The sequence below is a fragment of the Acinetobacter psychrotolerans genome (assembly GCF_048552595.1).
GTDB lineage: Bacteria > Pseudomonadota > Gammaproteobacteria > Pseudomonadales > Moraxellaceae > Acinetobacter.
This window is the reverse complement of the sequence record NZ_JBIMDK010000005.1, coordinates 231,861-253,714: the sequence shown is the minus strand read 5'-3', so window position 1 is coordinate 253,714 and position 21,854 is coordinate 231,861. Positions and strand designations below refer to the sequence as shown.

At 35.0% G+C, this 21,854-nt stretch carries 17 protein-coding genes; 8 read left to right on the top strand and 9 right to left on the bottom strand.

Going from position 1 to position 21,854, the window contains the following annotated elements; translation table 11 throughout:
• Nucleotides 1–185 precede the first annotated feature (185 nt).
• A complete protein-coding gene (locus tag ACG94X_RS07040; protein WP_419383024.1) occupies nucleotides 186–878 on the bottom strand; it encodes a response regulator transcription factor in 693 nt (230 codons plus the stop codon).
• Between the two features lie 748 nt (nucleotides 879–1,626).
• Here ACG94X_RS07040 and ACG94X_RS07035 point away from each other — a divergent pair.
• On the top strand, nucleotides 1,627–2,643 hold the full coding sequence (locus ACG94X_RS07035) for an AI-2E family transporter (RefSeq protein WP_419383023.1): 1,017 nt from the start codon (nucleotides 1,627–1,629) through the stop codon (nucleotides 2,641–2,643).
• A 235-nt stretch (nucleotides 2,644–2,878) separates the two neighbouring features.
• On the opposite strand, the gene rapA is transcribed toward ACG94X_RS07035, so the two are convergent.
• Nucleotides 2,879–5,707, bottom strand: coding sequence for an RNA polymerase-associated protein RapA (gene rapA, locus ACG94X_RS07030; protein WP_419383022.1), 2,829 nt, complete (start codon nucleotides 5,705–5,707; stop codon nucleotides 2,879–2,881).
• Nucleotides 5,708–5,856: 149 nt separating this feature from the next.
• Nucleotides 5,857–6,501 (bottom strand): RluA family pseudouridine synthase, encoded by a 645-nt coding sequence (locus ACG94X_RS07025; RefSeq protein WP_419383021.1) that lies wholly within the window; start codon nucleotides 6,499–6,501, stop codon nucleotides 5,857–5,859.
• Nucleotides 6,502–6,668: 167 nt separating this feature from the next.
• Here ACG94X_RS07025 and ACG94X_RS07020 point away from each other — a divergent pair, with 167 nt between their 5' ends.
• The 3 genes from ACG94X_RS07020 to ACG94X_RS07010 all read left to right on the top strand — a co-directional run bounded on the left by ACG94X_RS07020 (nucleotide 6,669) and on the right by ACG94X_RS07010 (nucleotide 9,548).
• Nucleotides 6,669–7,451: a phosphotransferase gene (locus ACG94X_RS07020; protein WP_419383020.1), complete on the top strand. Its 783-nt coding sequence runs from the start codon at nucleotides 6,669–6,671 to the stop codon at nucleotides 7,449–7,451.
• A 135-nt stretch (nucleotides 7,452–7,586) separates the two neighbouring features.
• Nucleotides 7,587–8,288, top strand: a complete 702-nt coding sequence (locus tag ACG94X_RS07015; protein ID WP_419383019.1) for a YidX family protein — start codon at nucleotides 7,587–7,589, stop codon at nucleotides 8,286–8,288.
• A gap of 315 nt (nucleotides 8,289–8,603) precedes the next feature.
• The gene (locus tag ACG94X_RS07010; RefSeq protein ID WP_419383018.1) at nucleotides 8,604–9,548 is read left to right on the top strand and encodes a phosphatidylinositol-specific phospholipase C domain-containing protein; all 945 of its coding nucleotides are present in this window, start codon (nucleotides 8,604–8,606) and stop codon (nucleotides 9,546–9,548) included.
• A 154-nt stretch (nucleotides 9,549–9,702) separates the two neighbouring features.
• On the opposite strand, the gene ACG94X_RS07005 is transcribed toward ACG94X_RS07010, so the two are convergent.
• Nucleotides 9,703–10,329, bottom strand: coding sequence for a cation efflux transmembrane domain-containing protein (locus ACG94X_RS07005; RefSeq protein ID WP_419383017.1), 627 nt, complete (start codon nucleotides 10,327–10,329; stop codon nucleotides 9,703–9,705).
• A 180-nt stretch (nucleotides 10,330–10,509) separates the two neighbouring features.
• Here ACG94X_RS07005 and ACG94X_RS07000 point away from each other — a divergent pair, with 180 nt between their 5' ends.
• From ACG94X_RS07000 to ACG94X_RS06990, 3 genes are all read left to right on the top strand, one after another.
• The gene (locus ACG94X_RS07000; RefSeq protein ID WP_419383034.1) at nucleotides 10,510–10,914 is read left to right on the top strand and encodes a Cd(II)/Pb(II)-responsive transcriptional regulator; all 405 of its coding nucleotides are present in this window, start codon (nucleotides 10,510–10,512) and stop codon (nucleotides 10,912–10,914) included.
• Nucleotides 10,915–11,394: 480 nt separating this feature from the next.
• Complete coding sequence (trhP, locus tag ACG94X_RS06995) at nucleotides 11,395–12,795, top strand: prephenate-dependent tRNA uridine(34) hydroxylase TrhP (RefSeq protein WP_419383016.1); 1,401 nt, start codon at nucleotides 11,395–11,397, stop codon at nucleotides 12,793–12,795.
• Between the two features lie 13 nt (nucleotides 12,796–12,808).
• Nucleotides 12,809–13,060, top strand: a complete 252-nt coding sequence (locus ACG94X_RS06990; protein ID WP_419383015.1) for a YfhL family 4Fe-4S dicluster ferredoxin — start codon at nucleotides 12,809–12,811, stop codon at nucleotides 13,058–13,060.
• A gap of 506 nt (nucleotides 13,061–13,566) precedes the next feature.
• On the opposite strand, the gene ahpF is transcribed toward ACG94X_RS06990, so the two are convergent.
• A complete protein-coding gene (gene ahpF, locus ACG94X_RS06985) occupies nucleotides 13,567–15,132 on the bottom strand; it encodes an alkyl hydroperoxide reductase subunit F (RefSeq protein WP_419383014.1) in 1,566 nt (521 codons plus the stop codon).
• A gap of 429 nt (nucleotides 15,133–15,561) precedes the next feature.
• Between ahpF and ACG94X_RS06980 the strand changes: the two genes are divergently transcribed.
• The gene (locus ACG94X_RS06980) at nucleotides 15,562–16,182 is read left to right on the top strand and encodes a DsbA family oxidoreductase (protein ID WP_419383013.1); all 621 of its coding nucleotides are present in this window, start codon (nucleotides 15,562–15,564) and stop codon (nucleotides 16,180–16,182) included.
• A gap of 137 nt (nucleotides 16,183–16,319) precedes the next feature.
• On the opposite strand, the gene ACG94X_RS06975 is transcribed toward ACG94X_RS06980, so the two are convergent.
• The 4 genes from ACG94X_RS06975 to ACG94X_RS06960 all read right to left on the bottom strand — a co-directional run bounded on the left by ACG94X_RS06975 (nucleotide 16,320) and on the right by ACG94X_RS06960 (nucleotide 21,848).
• A complete protein-coding gene (locus ACG94X_RS06975) occupies nucleotides 16,320–17,237 on the bottom strand; it encodes a hypothetical protein (RefSeq protein WP_419383012.1) in 918 nt (305 codons plus the stop codon).
• A 34-nt stretch (nucleotides 17,238–17,271) separates the two neighbouring features.
• Nucleotides 17,272–18,396: a toxic anion resistance protein gene (locus ACG94X_RS06970; RefSeq protein WP_419383011.1), complete on the bottom strand. Its 1,125-nt coding sequence runs from the start codon at nucleotides 18,394–18,396 to the stop codon at nucleotides 17,272–17,274.
• Nucleotides 18,397–18,405: 9 nt separating this feature from the next.
• The gene (locus tag ACG94X_RS06965; protein WP_419383033.1) at nucleotides 18,406–19,188 is read right to left on the bottom strand and encodes a tellurium resistance protein; all 783 of its coding nucleotides are present in this window, start codon (nucleotides 19,186–19,188) and stop codon (nucleotides 18,406–18,408) included.
• A gap of 227 nt (nucleotides 19,189–19,415) precedes the next feature.
• Nucleotides 19,416–21,848, bottom strand: coding sequence for a CSLREA domain-containing protein (locus ACG94X_RS06960; RefSeq protein WP_419383010.1), 2,433 nt, complete (start codon nucleotides 21,846–21,848; stop codon nucleotides 19,416–19,418).
• Nucleotides 21,849–21,854: the final 6 nt, after the last annotated feature.

The window sequence follows — 21,854 nt, the reverse complement described above, 5'->3', positions numbered from 1 at the left end:
CTTCAAAGTTAAGATGATGGTATGACAATTTTATATACTCCATAAACCCTTTAAATTAATTAGGTGGTTTATGTCGCACTTCAAGTTTTACTCTGCCCTATTAGCTTTCAAAATACTCTTAAATTCTTAAACCATAAAAATTATTATATAATATTTTATTTAATGAAATGTTTATAAAATTATAACTAATTAATTAAACCATTTTTTTTCGCAGCATTAATTGCTTTAGTACGCGAATTTACAGATAATTTATGATAGATATTTTTAATATGACAATCTACTGTAAATTTAGAAATATTTAATAATTCTGAAATTTCACGACTGCTATTACCTGCAGCTACTGAGTTTAAAATTTCAAGTTCACGATTAGATAAATTAGATGTTAACTGTGGAATATTCTCAACGATATCAGGCTTAATCTTCCCTTCCACATACATATTTTTTAAAACTTCATTGGTAACAAATGGTTCTATGATTACACCACCACGTAATAAACTGCGAATTGCAAACATCAATTCAAAATCATCACGTTCTTTAAGTACATAGCCAGATGCACCTTCTGATAATGCTTTGACAATCATCTCAGAAGTATTCCACGCCGATACCACCATAATAGGAATATCTTTTTCCTGCATTTCTGTCCGCAAATAATGGATAAAATCAACACCATTACCATCTTGCAAACCTAAATCTACCAATACAAGCTGATGCTTATATTCTGCATAAATATCTTGAGCTATTTTTATCGTTTGAGCAAAATTCAATTCCTGAATTTTATAACCAAACTGCATGAGAATATCTTGGATTCTGGTTTGAACTGATGGGTCATCCTCCAATATTAATACTGGTTTTGGGAGTACACAATTCATATTAAACATATTCCACCCCACTTATTTAAAGAATATTTTTACATTATTTAAAATTTTATCAATCACTGAAATCAGGTATTTTCACTCACTTTTATAAACATTATTGCTGATAAAACAATATAACTCTTAATTTAATATTAATACCAATAGTATTTAACGTGAAATTTAAACAAAAAATTAAATAAAACCCTATGTATTATAACAAATGATAAATTTATTTAATTTTAATTATACGGATTAATGATTTACAAATAAAATACTAGTGATTTTTTAAAATACAATATTATTAAAAATTATCTTTATTTATTATTTTAATTAAAAAACTATCTCTTATTTAATTTTCACATTCCATAAAACAGTTAAACTAAATAATAAATTTACTAAAACTAATATTTATTTAAAAGCTATATTGGTCACTCCAGCTTCCTTTCGCAGACAGGCTTGGAATGGAAGCTTTCAATGTAAATAAAATTTGATTAAAATTATTTTTGCAAAAAAACTGCTACAAATACAACCAGCGTCAGCGTCTATGCAACAACTACATTCAATATTGAATATAACTAAATATTGCACACCATCACCTTTTACAAAATTCCCTTTTGCCGAAGTATTGAATGCGATCCTTCTTTTTTTGGAAAGTTAAAAATCTATTGCCAATAACCACTCAACTTATTTAAAAGTTAATAGCAAATTAATATAACAAGCCTACAATAAGATCCACTCTCTATTTTTATCAGATTCCCTTACAGGACAGATAATGCAACTGATTAACAATAAACAAAGCATCATAGCCAGTTATTTACTTATGTTTTTAGGATTGGTACTGATCATTCCGCTGCATCTGCTTGCTAGTTTTTTCTCTGGTTTTGTTATTTTCGAAATTATTAACAGTTTAGGCAATATCATTGAAAAATATGTCGACGGTCAGCGCGCTCGACTCACCATTAGTGTTGTATTAGGCATCATTATTGTTGCATTGATTACCTTTGCAATTACCAGTTTAATCAGTTTTATGCAGCAAGACGTACAAGGCTCAGGCATAAATGCTTTAAGTCTACAAATCGATTCAACCTTGCAAAACCTTCAGTTGGAAATTGCCCAATACATTCCAGGTTTTATTCCTTACACCTTGCCAGAGCTTAAAGACCAAACTCTTGATTTAATGAAAGATAATTTATCAACTCTGAAACATACAGGGACAGACTTTATTCACAATCTTGCAACCATGTTAATTGGTTCAATTGTCGGGATTTTAGTATCTTTAAATCGTCTACATAAAGCGCCCGATCATCCTGCTTTTAAAGCTGCGATGATGAAACGAATTGAAAATCTATCAATTTCTTTCAAAAATGTCGTCTTTGCACAATTTAAAATTTCGTTGATTAATACCGCATTGTTCTTTGTCTTTTCACATATTATCCTGCCAATTTTTGGCATACATCTACCCTTTGCCAATACTTTGGTGATTCTTACTTTTATTTTTGGCTTAATTCCAATTGTAGGGAATTTAATTTCCAATACTATTATTGTCATTACAGGTTTAACCATTTCTGTAGCTACAGCCGGTATTGCACTGATTTATTTAATTTTAATTCATAAGCTTGAGTATTTTGTGAATGCCAAAATCATTGGTACTAAAATTCATGCAGCCTCTTGGGAAGTTTTATTAGCAATGCTTATATTTGAGTCGATTTTTGGGTTAGCAGGTCTGATTGTTGCGCCTATTTTCTATGCTTATCTCAAATTAGAACTTAAAGAAGCAGGTATGATTTAAAGTTGATCAACTTAATTTTGAATAGTTTGAGAACATGACAATATTATTGTTTAAATGATTCAAACCTAAATTTTTGATAAAACACTGTAAATATTACAATTTATTTACAGATTAGAAAATTTAAGATTGCGTAGATCATGATCTATAGCCTACCTATCACATGCTCAATACGTTGTATTTAGTCACAAAAAAGCTCCCCAAGGAGCTTTTGAAATCTAAGTAAAGACTACAAGGATTAAGGTTTAACCACGACTAACACTTGGATTGCTTCAGGTGTTACAGATAAACCATCCAATAAGCCTAGACCTTCTTTTTGGAATTTCTGTAAGCGCGTGATTTCGTCTTCACGAATACTTGGATTAAATTGCTTCAAATACGTTAAACGGTCAATCTCATATTGCCATTTACTGCCGTAAATTTCTTTCGCCTGTTCTATCAATTGCGGTAAAGCAGCTTTAGCAACACCTAGTGATTGCTCATAACGCTCTTCAATCACTTCACGGCGCGCTTTTACGACTTGGCGGCAGCTGTTGCTATCTAAATGGTGTATATACGGCTTAATGATTTCAGGATCAAGTTTTGCAGTAATATCCTGCCCTGTTTCCGTTAACAATACACGAATCAACTGTGTTGGTAAGCTTGAGGGTAAGTTCAATGCTTTTGGCGCAATCACATCAACTTTGAACCATACTTCTAACAATAAAGAACCTTGTTTTAAAGCATTGGTTTTTAAAATTGCAACATTGGTGCTACCAAACGATTGCGTACGGATAATTTCCATAACACTTTCTGTAAATGGATGCTCTAATGTTAAATATTGTGCATCTTCACGAATCTGTGCTTGGTCACGGTAGAAAGTCGCTGTCATCCCTTCTTCATCAATATCCAAGCCTTGAACTTGCATTTGATCTGTCGGTTTAATAATGACTGTACCATTACTTTGTTCATCAAAATCAATATTGGTCGACGCCATAAAGCGCTTCATAAACATTGGTAATAATGTATTGTCATCATAGTCTTCAAGCGCCGTCACAATTTCTTGTGCAACGATCGGGCGACATGAATTATATTCGAGTAAACGGTCACGACCTTCTTGTAATTCATTTTCAAGTGACTGACGCTGTACATTTACAGCTTCAAGCAACTCTTCAAATTCTTGCGGTTTATCCTCTAACAAACAACCTTTAAGATCGACAATAAAGTTTTCTTGTAGTGTCTGTGCTGTTGGTGAAATACTACTGAAAATATTCAGCGCTTCATTATACCAACGGAACATACGTTCTTGTGCTGTACCAACAAGATAAGGCACATGAATTTGAATACGGTTTTCTTGACCAATACGGTCTAAACGACCAATACGCTGTTCCAATACATCCGGATTCGCAGGTAAATCGAACAATACAAGATCTGATGCAAACTGGAAATTACGTCCTTCTGAACCAATCTCAGAACACAATAAAATTTGTGCGCCATATGAGTCTTCGGCGAAATAAGCTGCTGCTTGGTCACGTTCCAATAAGCTCATGCCTTCATGGAACATTGCGGTACGAATGCCTGCATGAATACGCAATACACTTTCAAGCGCTTCAACGACTGGGCCAGTACGTGCAATCAACAACACTTTTTTATGTTTTAAATCTGTACGAAGACGTTCCATTAACCACATAACACGTGGATCTGCTTCCATCCATGCGCCATCGAGCTGCGTTTCTTCTGGCCACATTTGCTCACGTAATTTACCATCTTTTGACCAATTTTCTGGTGCAGGTAAAGCCGCTGGCTGACAGTCACGACCAGGGAAGCCTTGAATTGCTTCACGAGTATTACGGAATAAAATACGACCTGTACCATGACGATCTAATAATTCGTGAATGGCACGAAAACGATGTTCAGGTTGGTCTTCAATTGAATGACCAAGTAATTTTTCTACAGCCGCTAAATGCTCAGCGTCTAAAGGAAGATCAGACATTAACACTTCAGCAATTTTAGCTGTGTGATGATATTGCACTTCTTCATCCAAGAAGCGTTCAAGTGAACTGAAACGTTGTGGGTCAAGTAAACGTAAACGTGCGAAATGACTTTCTACACCTAATTGTTCAGGCGTTGCAGTAAGAAGTAATACACCTTCTGTTTTTTCTGCAAGTTCTTCAACAAGGTCATAGCGGTCATTACCACCGTCTTCTTCGCTCCACATCAAATGATGCGCTTCATCGACGACTAATAAATCGAATCCTGCTTCAAGTGCTTGTTCACGTAAATCATCATGGTCAATCATTAAATCGACAGAAGCGATAATGCATTGTTCAGTCAGGAATGGATTCAACTCTGGATCGTGTTCTTTCATCGAAGCAGTACGAGTTAAATCGAACAATGAGAAATTCAAATTGAAACGACGACGCATTTCAATCATCCACTGATACTGCAATGAATCTGGAACGAGAATTAAAATACGTTCCGAACGACCCGTTTTAAGTTGTTGGTGAATGATCAAACCTGCTTCAATGGTTTTACCTAAGCCCACTTCATCGGCAAGTAAAACACGTGGAGCAAAACGCTTACCCACTTCATGTGCGATATAAAGTTGATGCGGGATTAAACCAACACGTGCGCCAACAAGACCACGTAATGGAGAGGTTTGCATATTGGCTTGCATTTGCATCGCTTCAATACGCAAGTCATACCATTCTTTATAGTCAATTTGGCTTGCAAGCAAACGCTCTAACGGTTTAGACAATTGAATGGTCGCACCAATACGTGTTTCATTCAGTGCTTTACGTTCTTTTTCACCATTTTCAAGTGTACGAATCACGTTATAACGAATCACACCATGACGGTCATCAAATGATTCTACAGTCCATTTGCTACCTTCTTGATCCTGAACTTCATCATTTACATTAAAAACGATACGAGATAAAGGCGCATTATTACGTGCATATACACGCGTTTCGTCACTTTTTGGAAAGAGAATACTGATTGAACGTTCATCGAAATCAATCAATACACCTAAACCTAATTCAGTTTCTGTGTCTGATAACCAACGTTGACCTATAGCAAATTGTTGCAATTTTTTCTACCTTTATCTCATGTTCGGGTTAAAACAGGCTTGCTCAAATCAGGAGAATATTTGAACAAATTTTAGACCCTTTACGCAATACTTTTTGACATAAAGCCCACTAAATTTCGAGCTTTTCAATATCTGTTTAAATTTTTTGACTAGAATGGAACTGGACAATCAAATTGTACAAGCTCCTCTGTTTGGGGATGATGAAAACTCAGTTGCTGTGCATGCAAACATAACCGTGGCATAAGCTGCTGCTGTTCTGCTGTTGCATATAAAGTATCGCCAATAATTGGATGACCTAAATATTGCATATGCACACGTAGCTGATGTGACCGCCCTGTAACCGGTGTCAATTCAACACGTGTTACAGACTGATCTTGTATTTGAAAATGTTCGATGGCTTTCCAATGCGTCAAAGCTGGCTTGTTATGTTCTGGATCTGCAATATGTAATGGCGGATGCTCAGGATCATAAATAACAGGCACGTCAACAGTACCTTCACCGTGTAAAGTTCCTGCGACAATAGCTTGATATGTTTTAGCGGTTTGACGTTCTTGAAACTGGCGAGAAATACTTTTTTGTCCCCATTTACTTAAGCCAAATACCAAAATACCTGAAGTATCACGGTCTAAACGGTGAATAAGTAACGTTTTAGGTTCAATTTTAAGTAATCTGTTAATCACACAATCTTGTAAATCTTCAGTTTTTCCTGGAACTGTGAGTATGCCCGCAGGCTTATGAATCACCATAAAATCACCATCACGATGTATCAGGTGTTCGGTTAGAAAATTACTCAAGGCTCAGTTCCGATGATCGCGCAGACAAGCGAGCAATTCTAAGAATCTTGGCGTAAAATTACAATCTAAATTCGGAAAAACTTTGCAAATCACTGTAAAAATCCGACTCATGACGGAATGAATCACCGAATATTTCATAGCGACTATTTTTAATGAGATGATTAAACATGCCTCCACTTCCATCCGCCATTTTACAGTTCATCAATAACAATCCACTAGTCGCCAATAAAATTGGACAATCACCTTCTGATGTCTACTCATTTTCTAAAAACGGTGAACTATTCTATTTAAAAATGACGGCATTGATTTATTCAAATACAACCTATAGTACCCTCCGTGAAGCTCAAATATTAAATTGGCTCGCAGGAAAATTGAATGTTCCTGAAGTGGTCTGCATCAGTAAAGATCATGAAAATGAATATATGATCACGAAAGCAGTCGATGCGACAGCTATCGCTAATTTGAAGTTTGATGGAAAAGAGCTCATTTCAATTTATCAAAATACCTTACAACAACTACAATCTATTGCTATACAAGATTGTCCTTTCCTCTCGAATATTGATTATCGACTACAAGAATCACAATTTTTTATCGACCATGATTTGCTTGACGATATTGACCGAGATGATATTGATGTACACGTCTGGGGAAAATTTCAATCACAAGTACAATTGATTGAATATTTAAATCAGAATAAATTTCCTGAAGATTTTGTTTTTTCTCATGGTGACATCACAGACAGCAATATCTTCCTGAATAATAAAGATGAAATTTTCTTTTTAGATGTAGGTCGAGCAGGTATTGCAGATCAATTTGTGGATATCACATTCATTGAAAGATGTTTAAGAGAAGACTGTTCCAATGAAGCCGCTTTATTATTCTTACAAAGCATTCCCCAAGATCATGCATTTAAAAGAGACTATTTTTTAAAACTAGATGAATTGAATTAGGCTATTTTGAGTATAAAATACTACATTATCAGATATTCTGAACTGAACAACTTCACTGAGATTTGGTAGATTACATACTTACGGTGCTAAATTGAGCATGCTATAACTATATCGTTTTAACACTGAGTAAAATAAATGTATAAATTTTATAAGAAAACTTGTTTCATCGCATCACTTTCATCTGCCGCAATTTTATCGGGTTGTGCTACTGCAACACTTTTAGATAAAGATGATGGCGTGCGTACACGTACGGTTCAATCGGTATTAGTGAATGATACGGTAGTGGCTTTTGGTAAACCTGCACAAGCCGTTTCCACATTACCTGCAGACAGCATTGTGATTGTTGGTCAAAAAAATAGTTATGTACTAACCAGTGGTGGCACTCGCTTCGCTAAAGTGATTACAGGGCTAGACCCTAAACTGATCCAAATTGAAAAAGCACTGACTTTTTATTCTGAAAAAAATGATGGTCAATTCTCTGGCACACTTCCACTCAGATACGTCAAACTTTCCGAAGATGTTACCAAACAAGATCGTGAGTTTTTCATAGAAAATGGCGCAGAAGAATGTACTACGTCAAGTGACCATCGTTTAAAAGCACAGCGCTTTTGTTTCAATATAGCTTTGTCTGGCTTAATTTATCCAACAGCAACCAATAGCGCTTCACTTAAAGCATTGAGCAAACCTTATAGCGTGACGATTTATACCAATGAACACGTTAAGGATTATTCAAAAGCAGGCAGTAAAACTGCGGATAAAGTCATGCTATTCCCATTTGCTGTTGCTTTCGATGTAGTGACCTTACCTTTCCAAGCCATTCATAAAATTTTTGATTAAAAACTCAATTTAAATGCTTTGATTCAATAATTTATATAATCAGAAGCTAGTTGTCTATTTTCGACTTTAAAACTCGCAAATAAAGCCTGTTGATTCATTTTTATTTCCGCTTCAAACGGTGGCTTTTGCGCATGATGCAAGCCACCAAAAAGTGATTACAATCACATTATTAGCTCAATTTCAGTTGATCAAAAAACCACATATACCTTTGTTTTTTATTAAAATCCTAGTATTTCACTCGGTTTTTTATTTAAATTTTACTTATTTTTAGTGATATGAATTATTCTCAAATCTGCTTATATTTTAGACTCAAACATGACGTCGAGTTTTGTGATGAATCTTGTAATAAATAAACATGCTTATAGTGTTGCTAGGCATGATTGGATGAGACATCTAGATCCTAATCTTAAATTAAGTGAAATAACCATTCCAGGAACACATTGTTCAGCCACATATAATTTTGGCGATTCCATGAATCATATCAAACATCAAAATTATAGTTTACGTGAACAACTACATGACGGTATTCGTTTTCTAGACATTCAATTGGCTTGTACTGATCCTGAAGATTATTCTTTGAGTGTGATTCATGATCGCTATCATTGCCAAATCAACTTCGAACAAGTTCTTTTAACGTGTAAAAACTTCTTATTGCGTCATCCAACAGAAGTGATTTGTATTCAAATTATGCAAAGAGAAACTAAGTTTTTAAATTTTAAACGTAATTTTATGCATCACTTAGAAAAATTCCTTATAGATGGCGATAAATCTTATTATTATCAAGGTGATATAAACACAACATTGCATGAACTGAAAGGCAAAATTGTATTCTTCAATCACTGCCCTACAATCAGTGATATTGGCATTCCTTGTCAATCTGAACATAACCAATATGCAAATCATTTAGACCAAGATTTTCGTATACTTCCACAGCACAGTCATACAGAAACTGCAAAACAAATACATAGCATAAAAAAAATGATTGATGAAGCGGCATCAACGATCAATGATACTTTGTATATCAGTTATAACTGTATTCAAACCCATTCTGAGACAGAAACACCCTATGATTTAGCATGGGGAAATGGATTAACGTCCTATCCTGTGATGAATAAAGCATTGATGATTATCTTAGAAAGTTTGCCTAAACACCCTGCACGTCTAGGTATAGTTTTACTCGATTATTATCACAATATGGACAATAGTGATTTCGATGTCACAAAAAATTTGATTGAAATTAACTTAAAATATCGAGCGTGAAGCATGACTGATGATAAAAACAAATAACTCCATTAAAATGATAAGATCAAATTAATGGAGTTTTATTTAAATTAACGGTTCAACTTATTTAAATACTACATAAAAAAAAACTTAAAGGTTTAAAATCAATTAAAAACACCATTCAAAACAACCATTAAGCACTCACAGTTTTAGTCTCTTTCCGTTCCTGCAATGCTTTTTGAATCACCTGATAACCACCTGTTAAACCTAAAGTTGCCATAATGACCGCAACAAGAATATCGGGTAATAAACTTCCTGTACCAAATACACCCACAGCAGCAAGAATCACGGCGACATTCCCAATCGCATCATTACGACTGCATAGCCATACAGATTGCATATTAGAATCACCATCACGGAAGGCATAAAGAACCAAAGCTGCAATGATGTTGGCTATTAAAGCCAACACACCAATAAAGCCCATGGTCATTGCCTCGGGTGGAATTCCCTGCATATAGGCATATATCGTTTTACCAATCACTACAAAACCAAACAGCGCCATGGTTAGACCTTTCACCAACGCCACTGTCGCTCGCCAATACAAACTCGCACCGAGAACCGCAAGTGAAATACCGTAATTAACAGCATCACCAAAGAAATCTAAAGAATCTGCCCACAATGCCGACGAATGTGCATACGCTCCACCAATCAACTCGACAAAAAACATGGCAAGGTTAATGAATAATGCAATCCACAATGCTGTTCTAAATTTACTGTTCGGTTTTTGTGGTGCAGGTTCATGACTACAACTACATGCCATTACGCTTCCCCCTTTAGTTAAATAGGATCTGACTGATTTTTTATCCAACCTTAGAATTTCGCTATTCAGGAGAAACTCAAAAGGTACTCACATTGATAAAAAAAATCATCTATACTTGTATTTAAAACTATGGACTTACTCCAAGGTCAAGCCTTTAGTTTAAAATTTGGGAAGAAAACTATGCAGCAATATTTAATCAGTGATTTAGCAAAGCGGACACAACTTCCAACAGATACCATTCGTTTTTATGAGAAAAAACAGCTCATTAAATCCTGCTATCGAGCTGATAATAATTATAAATATTATGATGATGAAACATTAAAACGCCTGATTTTTATTAAACGCTGTCGTGCTTTGGACATGACCTTAAATGAAATCACTCAGCTCTTGGCGCAGATTCAACAACCTAAACAAGGTTGTAAAGTAATTGACCAATTGATTGAAGAACATATTCAGCATGTGGAAAGCCGTATTCAAGAATTACAGAATTTTAAATCACAATTGTATGAATTACGCCAATCCTGCTCTTCAAATACCACGATTGATGATTGTCAGATTGTGAAAAAACTTGAAGCAACGGAATAACTTTTATCAATAGAAAATATGCTTGATGCTCTTTGCATTGATCAAGCAATATAAAGATATTTCTAAGTTAAAGTAGTTACAGATAACTATTAATATTTAGCTAACTCAAATTATAATAGCCCATAATCTGACTAAAATAACGATATCGATGGTATATGAGCTGATGCTTTTTTATGCTAATGATGCCTATTTTTAATTTTTCTTTAAAAATATTTTGATGTATTTTTAATGGTTTTGTCCAATAAACAGACTTTTGATGGATTCAAATAAAAATTTCTAGCTCTTATATTTTCATCACACCATCATAAAAGCTCTAAAAATTATTGACCAATAGCACATTATTTTAATTATTCTTCGAAATATTACTCATTTTTAAATATTAATGAATTCATTTTTTGATAATCCTGACTTATTTACTAGGTTGAAAGTTATTTTTAACAACCTACAATAAAGCCATATTTTTTGTATGCCTTTAATTGTATGAGCATCTCACACATTACCGAACTACTCTCTCCTGCAGGTTCACTGAAAAACATGCGCTACGCCTTTGCTTATGGTGCAGATGCTGTGTATGCAGGTCAGCCACGCTATAGTTTACGTGTTCGTAACAATGAATTTGATCATGATCATTTAAAAATTGGCATTTCTGAAGCGCATGCTTTAGGCAAAAAATTCTACGTTGTTGTGAATATTCAGCCACATAACAGCAAATTAAAAAGTTTCATTCGTGACCTTACTCCCGTCGTTGCTATGCAACCCGATGCCCTTATTATGTCTGATCCTGGCTTAATCATGATGGTTCGGGAACATTTTCCAGACCAATCTATACACCTGTCTGTACAAGCCAATGCAGTGAACTGGGCAACGGTTAAGTTTTGGAAAAATATGGGACTGACACGTGTTATTTTGTCACGTGAATTATCTATTGAAGAAATTGAGGAAATTAAGCAAAACGTACCAGATATGGAAATTGAAGTTTTTGTACACGGTGCGCTTTGCATGGCTTATTCCGGTCGTTGCTTACTTTCAGGCTATATGAATAAACGTGATGCAAATCAAGGCGCTTGCACCAATGCTTGTCGCTGGGAATATAAAATTCACGAAGCGGCAGAAGATGTCTTAGGGGATGTCATTCCAGTCACACTACTGGAGACAACATCAGACTGCTGCAACCATAAAGATGCCGACGAGCAACATGCCATACAACAACATCAATATGGCGAACCGGTTTTATTACAGCGCAATGAAGAAGACATGTTTGCTGCGGAAGAAGACGAACATGGGACTTACTTCATGAATTCCAAAGATTTACGCGCCGTGCAGCATGTAGGTCGCTTAACCCGAATGGGTCTTCATTCTCTAAAAATTGAAGGACGCACCAAATCTTACTTTTATTGCGCCAGAACAGCACAAATTTACCGTAAAGCGATAGATGATGCACTGCAAGGCAAAGCTTTTGATGCTTCGTTAATGTTGCAACTTGAAGGTTTAGCAAATCGTGGTTATACCGAAGGTTTTCTGCGCCGCCATGTTCATACTGACTATCAGAATTATGAAACAGGTTCATCAAGGTTTGAACATCAACAATTTGTCGGTGAAGTTTTAGAGCGTCATGACAATTACATCAAAATTGATGTCAAGAATCGCTTTGTGGTGGGTGATTCACTGGAACTTATGACAACATCTGGAAATATCTCTTTCATTCTTGATGAAATTTTGGATAAAAAAGGTCTTTCAATCACAGAAGCTAAGGGTTCTGGGCATATTGTACAAATTCCTATTCCTGCGGATGTAAATATGCAATATGCATTGTTGATCCGTAATCTACCGACATCCACTGTTGATATTTCAGCAACATCATTAGCATATCAGGCAATTTAAAAGGCGAGTTTTAATGGCTTTACTCATTACAGATCAATGTATTAACTGTGATATGTGTCTTGCAGAATGTCCAAATCAGGCAATTTTTGAAGGTGAAAAGTTTTATGAAATTAATACTGAGCGCTGTACCGAGTGTGTTGGTTTTTATGAGCGTCAGACCTGTGTCGATGTTTGCCCGATTGAATGTATTGTCCAAGATCCGAAGCACATAGAAAACAAGGAACAATTATTAAATCGTTTTCACTACCTTTGTTTATTTGGTTAATAAAGATGAATGATCGATAAAGTCGAATATTGGAATACTTTTTGCTTAATTAAAATTAACCATATGCTTAGATAACAACAATAAATAAAAGAGATTGAGCGATAAAGACTCAACTCTAACCAAGGGTAAAATAATAATATAAAAGGAAAAAAAGCCACGTGCATTGGGGAGCTCGTGGCTTTTTATTATCTCAGTTTTAATAGATCGGTTTTTTATGTACGTTTATGAAAACGAGCCTGTAAATTATTTTGTTCCATTGTTCAACACTATTAACCATAAAATGAGTATCAGATAATGTTAATGACGAAGCTGTATAGATTAACGCTGTACTTTATACATCAACTTTAGAATAAATTCACAAAAAAAAGGAACTGAGCTGTTAGCAACTCAATTCCTATAAAGGGTAAATTTACTTTAAAAATTTAGCATAAGTCAGCACATCAATAGATACGCTGACTTATTTATTATTACTTTTAACCACTGTTACCTTGAAACAGTTTTAACGATTATTGTCCTGAACGGATAATATAATCGAATGCAGATAATGATGCTTTTGCACCCTCACCCGCCGCAATGATGATCTGCTTGTAGGGTACAGTGGTACAATCACCTGCAGCAAATACACCTTTTACATTGGTTTCATTGCGATCATTCACCACAATTTCATTACGATTTGAAAGTTCAACTGCTGTTCCTTTCAAAAAGTCCGTGTTTGGCAATAAACCAATCTGTACAAAGATCCCTGCAAGCTCAATGGTATGCTCAATATCAGTTGCACGGTCTTTATATTTCAAACCCGTAACAATAGAACCATCGCCAATAACTTCAGTCGAAAGTGCATTCAAAATCACAGTGGTATTTGGCAAGCTATTCAATTTGTCTTGAAGTACCTGATCCGCACGTAATTTAGTATCAAATTCTACCAAGGTCACATGCTCTACAATACCAGCAAGATCAATTGCTGCTTCTACACCAGAGTTACCACCACCAATCACTGCAACACGTTTTCCTTTGAATAAAGGGCCGTCACAGTGCGGACAATACGCAACACCACGCGTTTTATACTCTTTTTCACCAGGTACATTCATTTCTCTCCAACGCGCACCTGTCGATAAAATCACGGTTTTTGATTCAAGTTTTGCACCATTTTCAAGTTCAATTTCAACTAAACCATTGGCCGTTTGGTCTGCACCAACAATGTTTTTCACTTTTTGTAAGTTCATAATGTCCACACCGTACTCACGTACATGGGCTTCCATATCTGAACCAAACTTAGGACCTTGTGTTTTCTGTACTGAGATAAAGTTTTCAATATCCATGGTGTCCATGACCTGACCACCGAAGCGCTCAGAAACAATACCTGTGCGAATCCCTTTACGTGCAGCATAAACCGCAGATGTTGCACCAGCAGGCCCACCACCAATCACCAATACATCAAACGCGTCTTTAGCATTCAGCTTTTCAGCATCTTTAGCCGCAGCACCACTGTCCAATTTCGCAACAATTTCTTCCAAAGTCATACGACCTTGACCAATATGTTCGCCATTTTGGAAAACCATAGGTACAGCTAAAATTTTGCGTTCTTCAACTTCATCTTGGAAGAATGCACCATCGATCATGGTTGCAGTTGTCCCAGGGTTGTTGATTGCAATTAAATTCAATGCTTGCACAACATCTGGACAGTTATGGCAGCTTAATGAAACAAAAACATCAAAGTTTGCTGTTAAGTTTAAAGCTTTAATTTGAGCCAAAAGCTCATCAGAAACTTTTGGTGCATAACCAGATACTTGTAATAATGCAAGAATCAGTGATGTGAACTCATGCCCCATCGGTAAACCTGCAAAGAACACACGTGGTTGCTCACCAACTTTTGCAATACCGAAACTTGGTTTACGATCATTTTGGCCATCAAAACGTGCAGACACTTGGTCAGAAAGAGCAGCAACTTCAGTCACTAATTCTTTAATTTTGTCTGACTTATCAGAACCATTTAAAGATGCCACGATTTCAATAGGGCTTTCAAGGCGTTCTAATAAAGTTTTTAATTGTGCAGAAGTATTTGTATCTAACATGCTAACGATCTCCAAGGGAGTTAATTTCATTCAATAACTGTATAGTACGGTAATTCAAAAAATAGGTAAAACAGTTTGTTTTTATAAAAATGATCGTTTTTTTAGATTTAAAGAAATATCGACCATTTTAAAACAACGCTGCTGATTTTTTACCTATTACCAATCTTTAAATGACCTATTATCTATCGGGATATTCTACATAAATTCAATGAAGATTCTTGTATTTATTAACCTTAAGATTAGATTAACCGCTGATAAAAAATAATAATTCTGCGACCATCATGCCACAAAAAAATATGCGCAAACCATAAGCAAAGTTCTATTCTAAATACACGCAATGTGTTCTTCGTGAATAAGTTTGCTATATGCAACTTATTATTTACAACCGATTCAACAAAATAAATGATTGCAATAAAGTGAGGTAGAACAATGAAAATAGCATTTGTATTCGATATCGTTTATCCAATGAGTTATGTTGCTTTTGAAAAACTAAAACAACATTGGAATCAACCAACTGCGAAAAAAATCGAATTATTACCAGTGCAAGTTTTACCTGAAATTCCAGAAGAAGGTCTTAATGTTTATCAATATTTGACTGAAAAATATGGAACAAAAGAAGCAAATCGTAAACTGGATATGGCAAAATTTGCAGCTTATAGTCAAGATTTAACGGTCGATATTGAGCATATGAAACGTATGCCAAATAGCCGTTTAGCACATCAAGCTATATTGGCACTCGACAATGCCTTTGATCAATATGCTTTAACGCAAGCTATTTTCCATGCTTTATTTGCGCATGGTAAAGATATTGCCAATCCTGAAGTGCTGAAAAATATTATCGAAGGAATGGGCTTAGATGGTTCGAAAGTTTTACGTTCAATTCCGCATAAAGAAATTAGTGACCGACAAGCTGAAATCACGCAATATGTAAAAAGTTTTGGTACACATCCAACACCTTTTTATATTGTGGATGGTGAAATTTGGGACAAAACCTTTGATACTTTAGAACTGAAAGATCTCATTTTAGAGCGGAGCAAAGAACTTGCTTAGATTTAGAAGAATTTTTATGTGAGAGAATTTTAATGTTATATATGATGCTCCTTTCATGGTTATTTCCATAAAAGAAAGGAGCTATCTTTAAGTAAGTATATAAATTCAAAAATTGGCAATTTATTTTTATACTCAAGCTACTTTAAACTCCCCCCAATACGTTGCAAGCGCTTTCCAATCCGTTGCGACAAAAGATAAATGATAAAACCCAGCAATAAAGTAATCACCGTAATTCCCCACAAAGCCTTCTCAACAATATTTGACCAAAAGTTTGCACGTACAACTTTCAATTCAACACTCTTAGCAATTGGAGAAACTGCTTGATTAAAAACTTGATGCTGTATCGTCCAAAGTTGCTCAGGCTTAAATCCATATTGTGAAAAATGTGAATCTGTATTTTCAGCTTTAATTAATTTATCGGTATACGCTTTCCCAACCACAAGATCAGCGGGTTTATGCATCAACGCTGTTTGAGCCAATAGATAATCTTGAACAGGCTCTGCAATATCAGTTTTTTGTAGATATTGATAAATTTCACTCTGTTGAATACTTTTATCGTAATGAACAAAAGCTTTAAATTCAGAATATTCATCCTCATTCAAGTCATGTTGAATATAGCTTAGACCTGACCAGAACACGATAAAGACCACAATCCATGCAACAAATTTAAGTAAAAATGACTGTAATCTAATCTTAAAAAACTTAATTTTTTTGAGTAATCCAACAACAAAAAATGCACCAACAAATGAAACAATAACTTTGAGTAACAACCAACCGAACCATGAAAATGCATTCGCTAAATAATTTGGCTGATGAATATACTCTCTAAATTGTTCATCAATCATAAATGGAATGTGCAACTGTTGAACCTGTTGCGAAATACCAAACAAATGAAACACTAAATTTTGCTGAAAAAAAACAGAGACTAAACTGCTAATACCAATAGTGGAAATGACGAGTGCCAAAACAGCAAGATTTCGCTGCCTACGCTGTAATACAAGCAGACCTTGCTCAATCTGCTCAATCTTGACTGGATATTGATCTTGTTGATTCAATCGTTCATACCTTTAATGTATAGAATGAATAGTGCTACTGTTTATTTACACTGGTATCTAGTACAAGTTGTTGCAAATTCGATTGCAAAGCTTTAATCCGAGTCGAAGCCTCTTCACGTTTTTGCATACCCTCTTTTTGAATTTGAATCACATCATTGACCGTTTTAATCAGCGTATTTTGCACATGTTCAAGAGTTTCAATGTCGATCACAGAACGCTGATTGGCTTTTGCGGTATCTACCGAATTTTGATGTAATAAATCTGCATTTCGCTTTAACAAATCATTGGTTGCATCATCAATGGTATTGGCAAGTTGCACACTATTTCGCTGTTCATGTAAGGAAATTGCCAAACTGATTTGATTTTTCCATGCAGGTAAAGTGATGTTTTTAATTGCATAAAACTTATCAACCAACATCATATTATTCGATTGGATAATACGAATCATCGGTAAAGTTTGCATTGCAGATTGCTGTAAAACTTGTAAATCACTGACACGTTTTTCTAAATTATTGGCTAAATGATTCAAGTCATAAACTTTTTGATTGGTTTGCGGATTTTGTTCAAGTGCCGATAATGTCACAATATTTTGTTGTACTTCTTGCTGCTTAATTTTACCAGCTGCAATGTAAATCCCAAGCTGACGATACTCATCTTGAACGCCATTAAACATACGATCTAAAACTTCAACACGTGCTTTCAGACCCGTTTGCGAGATCTCAATTTCCTTTACTAAACCATCAATTTGCTCTTTTGTGGTATTAAAATGCTGATCAAAACTCTGTTTCGCACCTTTGAATTTATTTAAAATATTACCAATAAACCCAGAGCTTTTAGATTTATTCAAAATACTTGAAGTATTCAACTGTTGAGCAACTTGAACAACTTCATTCAACTTTTGCCCCGTAACATCTAGATCTTTATTTTTGACTAAATCTAACAACTCATCTGTGTAACTTGCTGTTTTAGCCGCAATATTTTTACCATACTCTGCAACAGCAGTATGATTAATATTGGCTAAGTCTTTATGTGCATTGACAACTTCATTGAAATCCTCAACATTTAGCCCAATTTCTTTTAAATTCAATTGTTCAAATTTCTGTAACTCTAGTGGTTCATCGGAAACTGTTTTGATGAGTGGTAAATTTGAATCGCTCATATCTATACCCTATTTATTTTCTAATGATTTCTTTAGTGATTGAATCAATTTATCACGACTTTTATCTAAATCTTCAGTCGACTTCAACGAATTTTGTGCACTACTTTGCTTCAGATGATATTGCCAAGCAGGAATCAACACTTGCTGTGCTTCATTAAAACGATCTAGTAAAGCCAACGAAAGTTGTTGAGTCAGTTGCATTTGAGCTAAAGCAATATCATTACTGGTTTGTAAGGTCTGTAATGAATTAATTTTTTTAGATAAACGATCTGCAAAATTATCTAGCGGATGTCTATTTTGTACAAAACTCGGGTATTCGTATAAGAACTCTTCTGCTGCACGGATATGTTTTGCCATCTGTGTACGCAAACCCGTCGCTTGCTGAAAACGTGACTCCGATTTTTGAATTTCAATGTGCAGTCGTCGACTAAGCTGTTTAGCCTCATCTATCAAATAATTTAAATCATACATATATTTGACTTGACCCGCACTAAACTCTAAATCTAATCCTAACCATTTTTGCAGCGCATTAAATTTACGCTGATCAAGTTTTTTCTTAGATGAAGACAATTGCTCAATAATTTTAACAATGATTTGATTCAAATTTTGCGTTAAATTTGTGTCTATGCCACTCAACAACACAGATTGAGCCTGAATTAATTGATCTGCATATAAATTGAGTCGTGTTTGATTATCTAATAAGGGCACTAGATCATTACGTTTAATTGAAATTAATTCTTCAGAAATAAAACTCATCTGATCAATTGGAGGTAATACAGTAAATTGTTTCATATCATTTAAAAATGAAGCATTCATCCAAAGGTTAACCCATGATTTAAGGGCGATATTAAACAAAACAATAGCTATTCAAACTTATAATATAATTCCTGCACAAATCCTATATAAATAGCAAAAAATATACATAATCTAGAACGTACCTAAAATAAAATCACCATGAAAAAAGCCAGTTCTAAAACTGGCTTTTGGTCATGAAATAGTGCTTATAGAGAGGTTGAGATTTATTTAAGCTTCTTATTTTGATATCGGCGATACCCCAATAAACCGAATAGACCTACTAAACTCATCCACCCCATAGAACCACCACCACTTACACGTGTACTGTCTTTTGCTGTACCTGAATTTTCTAATCGAGCAGTTGCAGCATTAGAAATTAAACCATCGGCATCATAAACATAGTAGGTGAATTTATAGCTAAATGGATCTAAAGTACTTCTCAGTTGAATATGGACTTTACCACCGTAACAAGTAAATTTACTATCTGAACCAGGGCAAGGGCCACTACGATCAGCCGTAATCACCACAGGGTCAATATTACTCGCAATACGGATTGGTAACTCTACACCTTTAGCATCTACATAGAATTTAGGCTTATTCGGATTTGTTAAAGCACCTGTATTACCATCCCCATCATCATTTGCATATTGCAGTAAATCCACGTCCAAAGTATTTGTAGATCCATAAGCAATATTTAATGTTGTATCTTTTACTATTGGAGCAATATTAATAAAATTGCCAATAACATAAGCTGAAGATACTATCGTTTTGTCAGACTTCAATATTAATTTATAACTACAGAATTCACTGTCACCTGATGGAGTGACATTATCATTCGTACGCCATATCATGATTTTATTTAAATTCGAATTCCATTCACAGTTCAACTCAGGATCTTCTTTACCTTCAAACTCATTTTTACTATTTAGAAGCCCAATACCAAGCGCTTTTACCTCAACATCATAATTATCTACACTCATATGTTTGACTATTCGAACATTATTACCTGCGGCATCTTTTGTAACAATCTCAGCGGGTAAACTTGTCGCGAAAGGATCAACAAAAATGGTGCGATACTTTTGATCTAATTTAGTGTACTTCACTAAAGTACTATACTTATCAGCTTGAATTTTATAGAAGGGAATATAGTCTTGATTGGTCGTTTTATCTGCAATCAATCGATTATAATTATCTAATTCAGTTTGAAATGATGTAAGTGCATCAACAATTGAAGTATTCGTTGCACTTAAATTATTCGCTGTGAGTCTCAATACTTCTGTAGAGCCTATGTCACAGGTATTGGCTTTTTCATTTTCACCATTTGAATTGGCTGCAATAATACGTGTTACACCCCTTTGGTCGCTCGTACTACAGCCTGATAAACCAAAATCAACCAAGTCTTGATCCGTACCTAAGTCTTTCGGGAAATACATCGGCATGAAGCTAGTCGATTCACTTGATGCTTCTAAATCCGTTAAAATTGTTGAAAAATTAATATTACTAACATCTAAAGAGTTATCTTTCTTATCTTTGATTAATATTTCCGCAATTTCACATTGATCATTTCCTGCTGTAAGCGTCAATGCATTCGCATTTAATGCGAGACCTGACTTTTCAACTTTACTCACATCACCATCAGCATAGCGACACGATTTTCCAGCATTATAAGCCAAAATATTATTCGTTAAAACTTTTACACCATAAAAACCATATAACAAAGTTGCCCAAGCGTCATTTTTAACAATCGTATTGCTCAGCAAAATTAAGCTTGATTTATCACTGAAATTCACTTTTCCTTGAGGCGTTACCGCACTAAATTGTACAACACTTCCTGTATTCGGATTTGCAATGTTTTGCGTAATCGTATTTGCCGTAAATGTAGCGGTAGGCTGACCACAAAAATTAAAAACACTCGAGCTATTCGCTGATCCATTTTTAATAAAGCTGGCTGTATTGATATCTATACTGCGTGAAGTGAACAGTAAATTATCGGAACATGACATTCCTAAAACACTGCCTTGATCTGCCTGATTTGACTCGAATACACCAAAATTGATCTTCAATGTACTCGTTACATCATTTAAAAATACAGCACCACCTACTTTTGCTTTTGCATTCAAAATAGAAACATTATTTAAAGTAACAGCACCACCTGCATAAATTGCACCACCCACATTATTATTACTATCACTGAAACTTGAACCATCAACCAAAATGACATCTTGCAAACTCAAACTTGGTTTATTTTCATAAATAGTATTAAAAATACGTGATGTACCTTGACCAGAAATTGTGGTTTTTAATGGTAGAGCCGCTGGATAGTTATTTGTCAGCGCATCTGGACGCGAGTAATCTGCCGACTCTTTCCCAATAATAACAACATTAGAGTTAGGCCTTAACTCTTTGGTTAATAAGTAAGTTCCTGCTTCTAACTGAATAATATTCGGCATTGTTGAATATAATTGTCCAGCACTACAACCACCATATGCTTTATGCATAGATGCTGCTTTTAAAGCTTCACGCAATGAACATTTTTCAGCATTTTCACCATCTTCATCAGCCAAAGTCGTGACATAAATAGTACGATCTTCAGCTGCCATAAGTGACATTGCCGCCAAGACAGTAAGTGTCAAAAGTCCTTTTTTATAGTTTTTCATACCCAA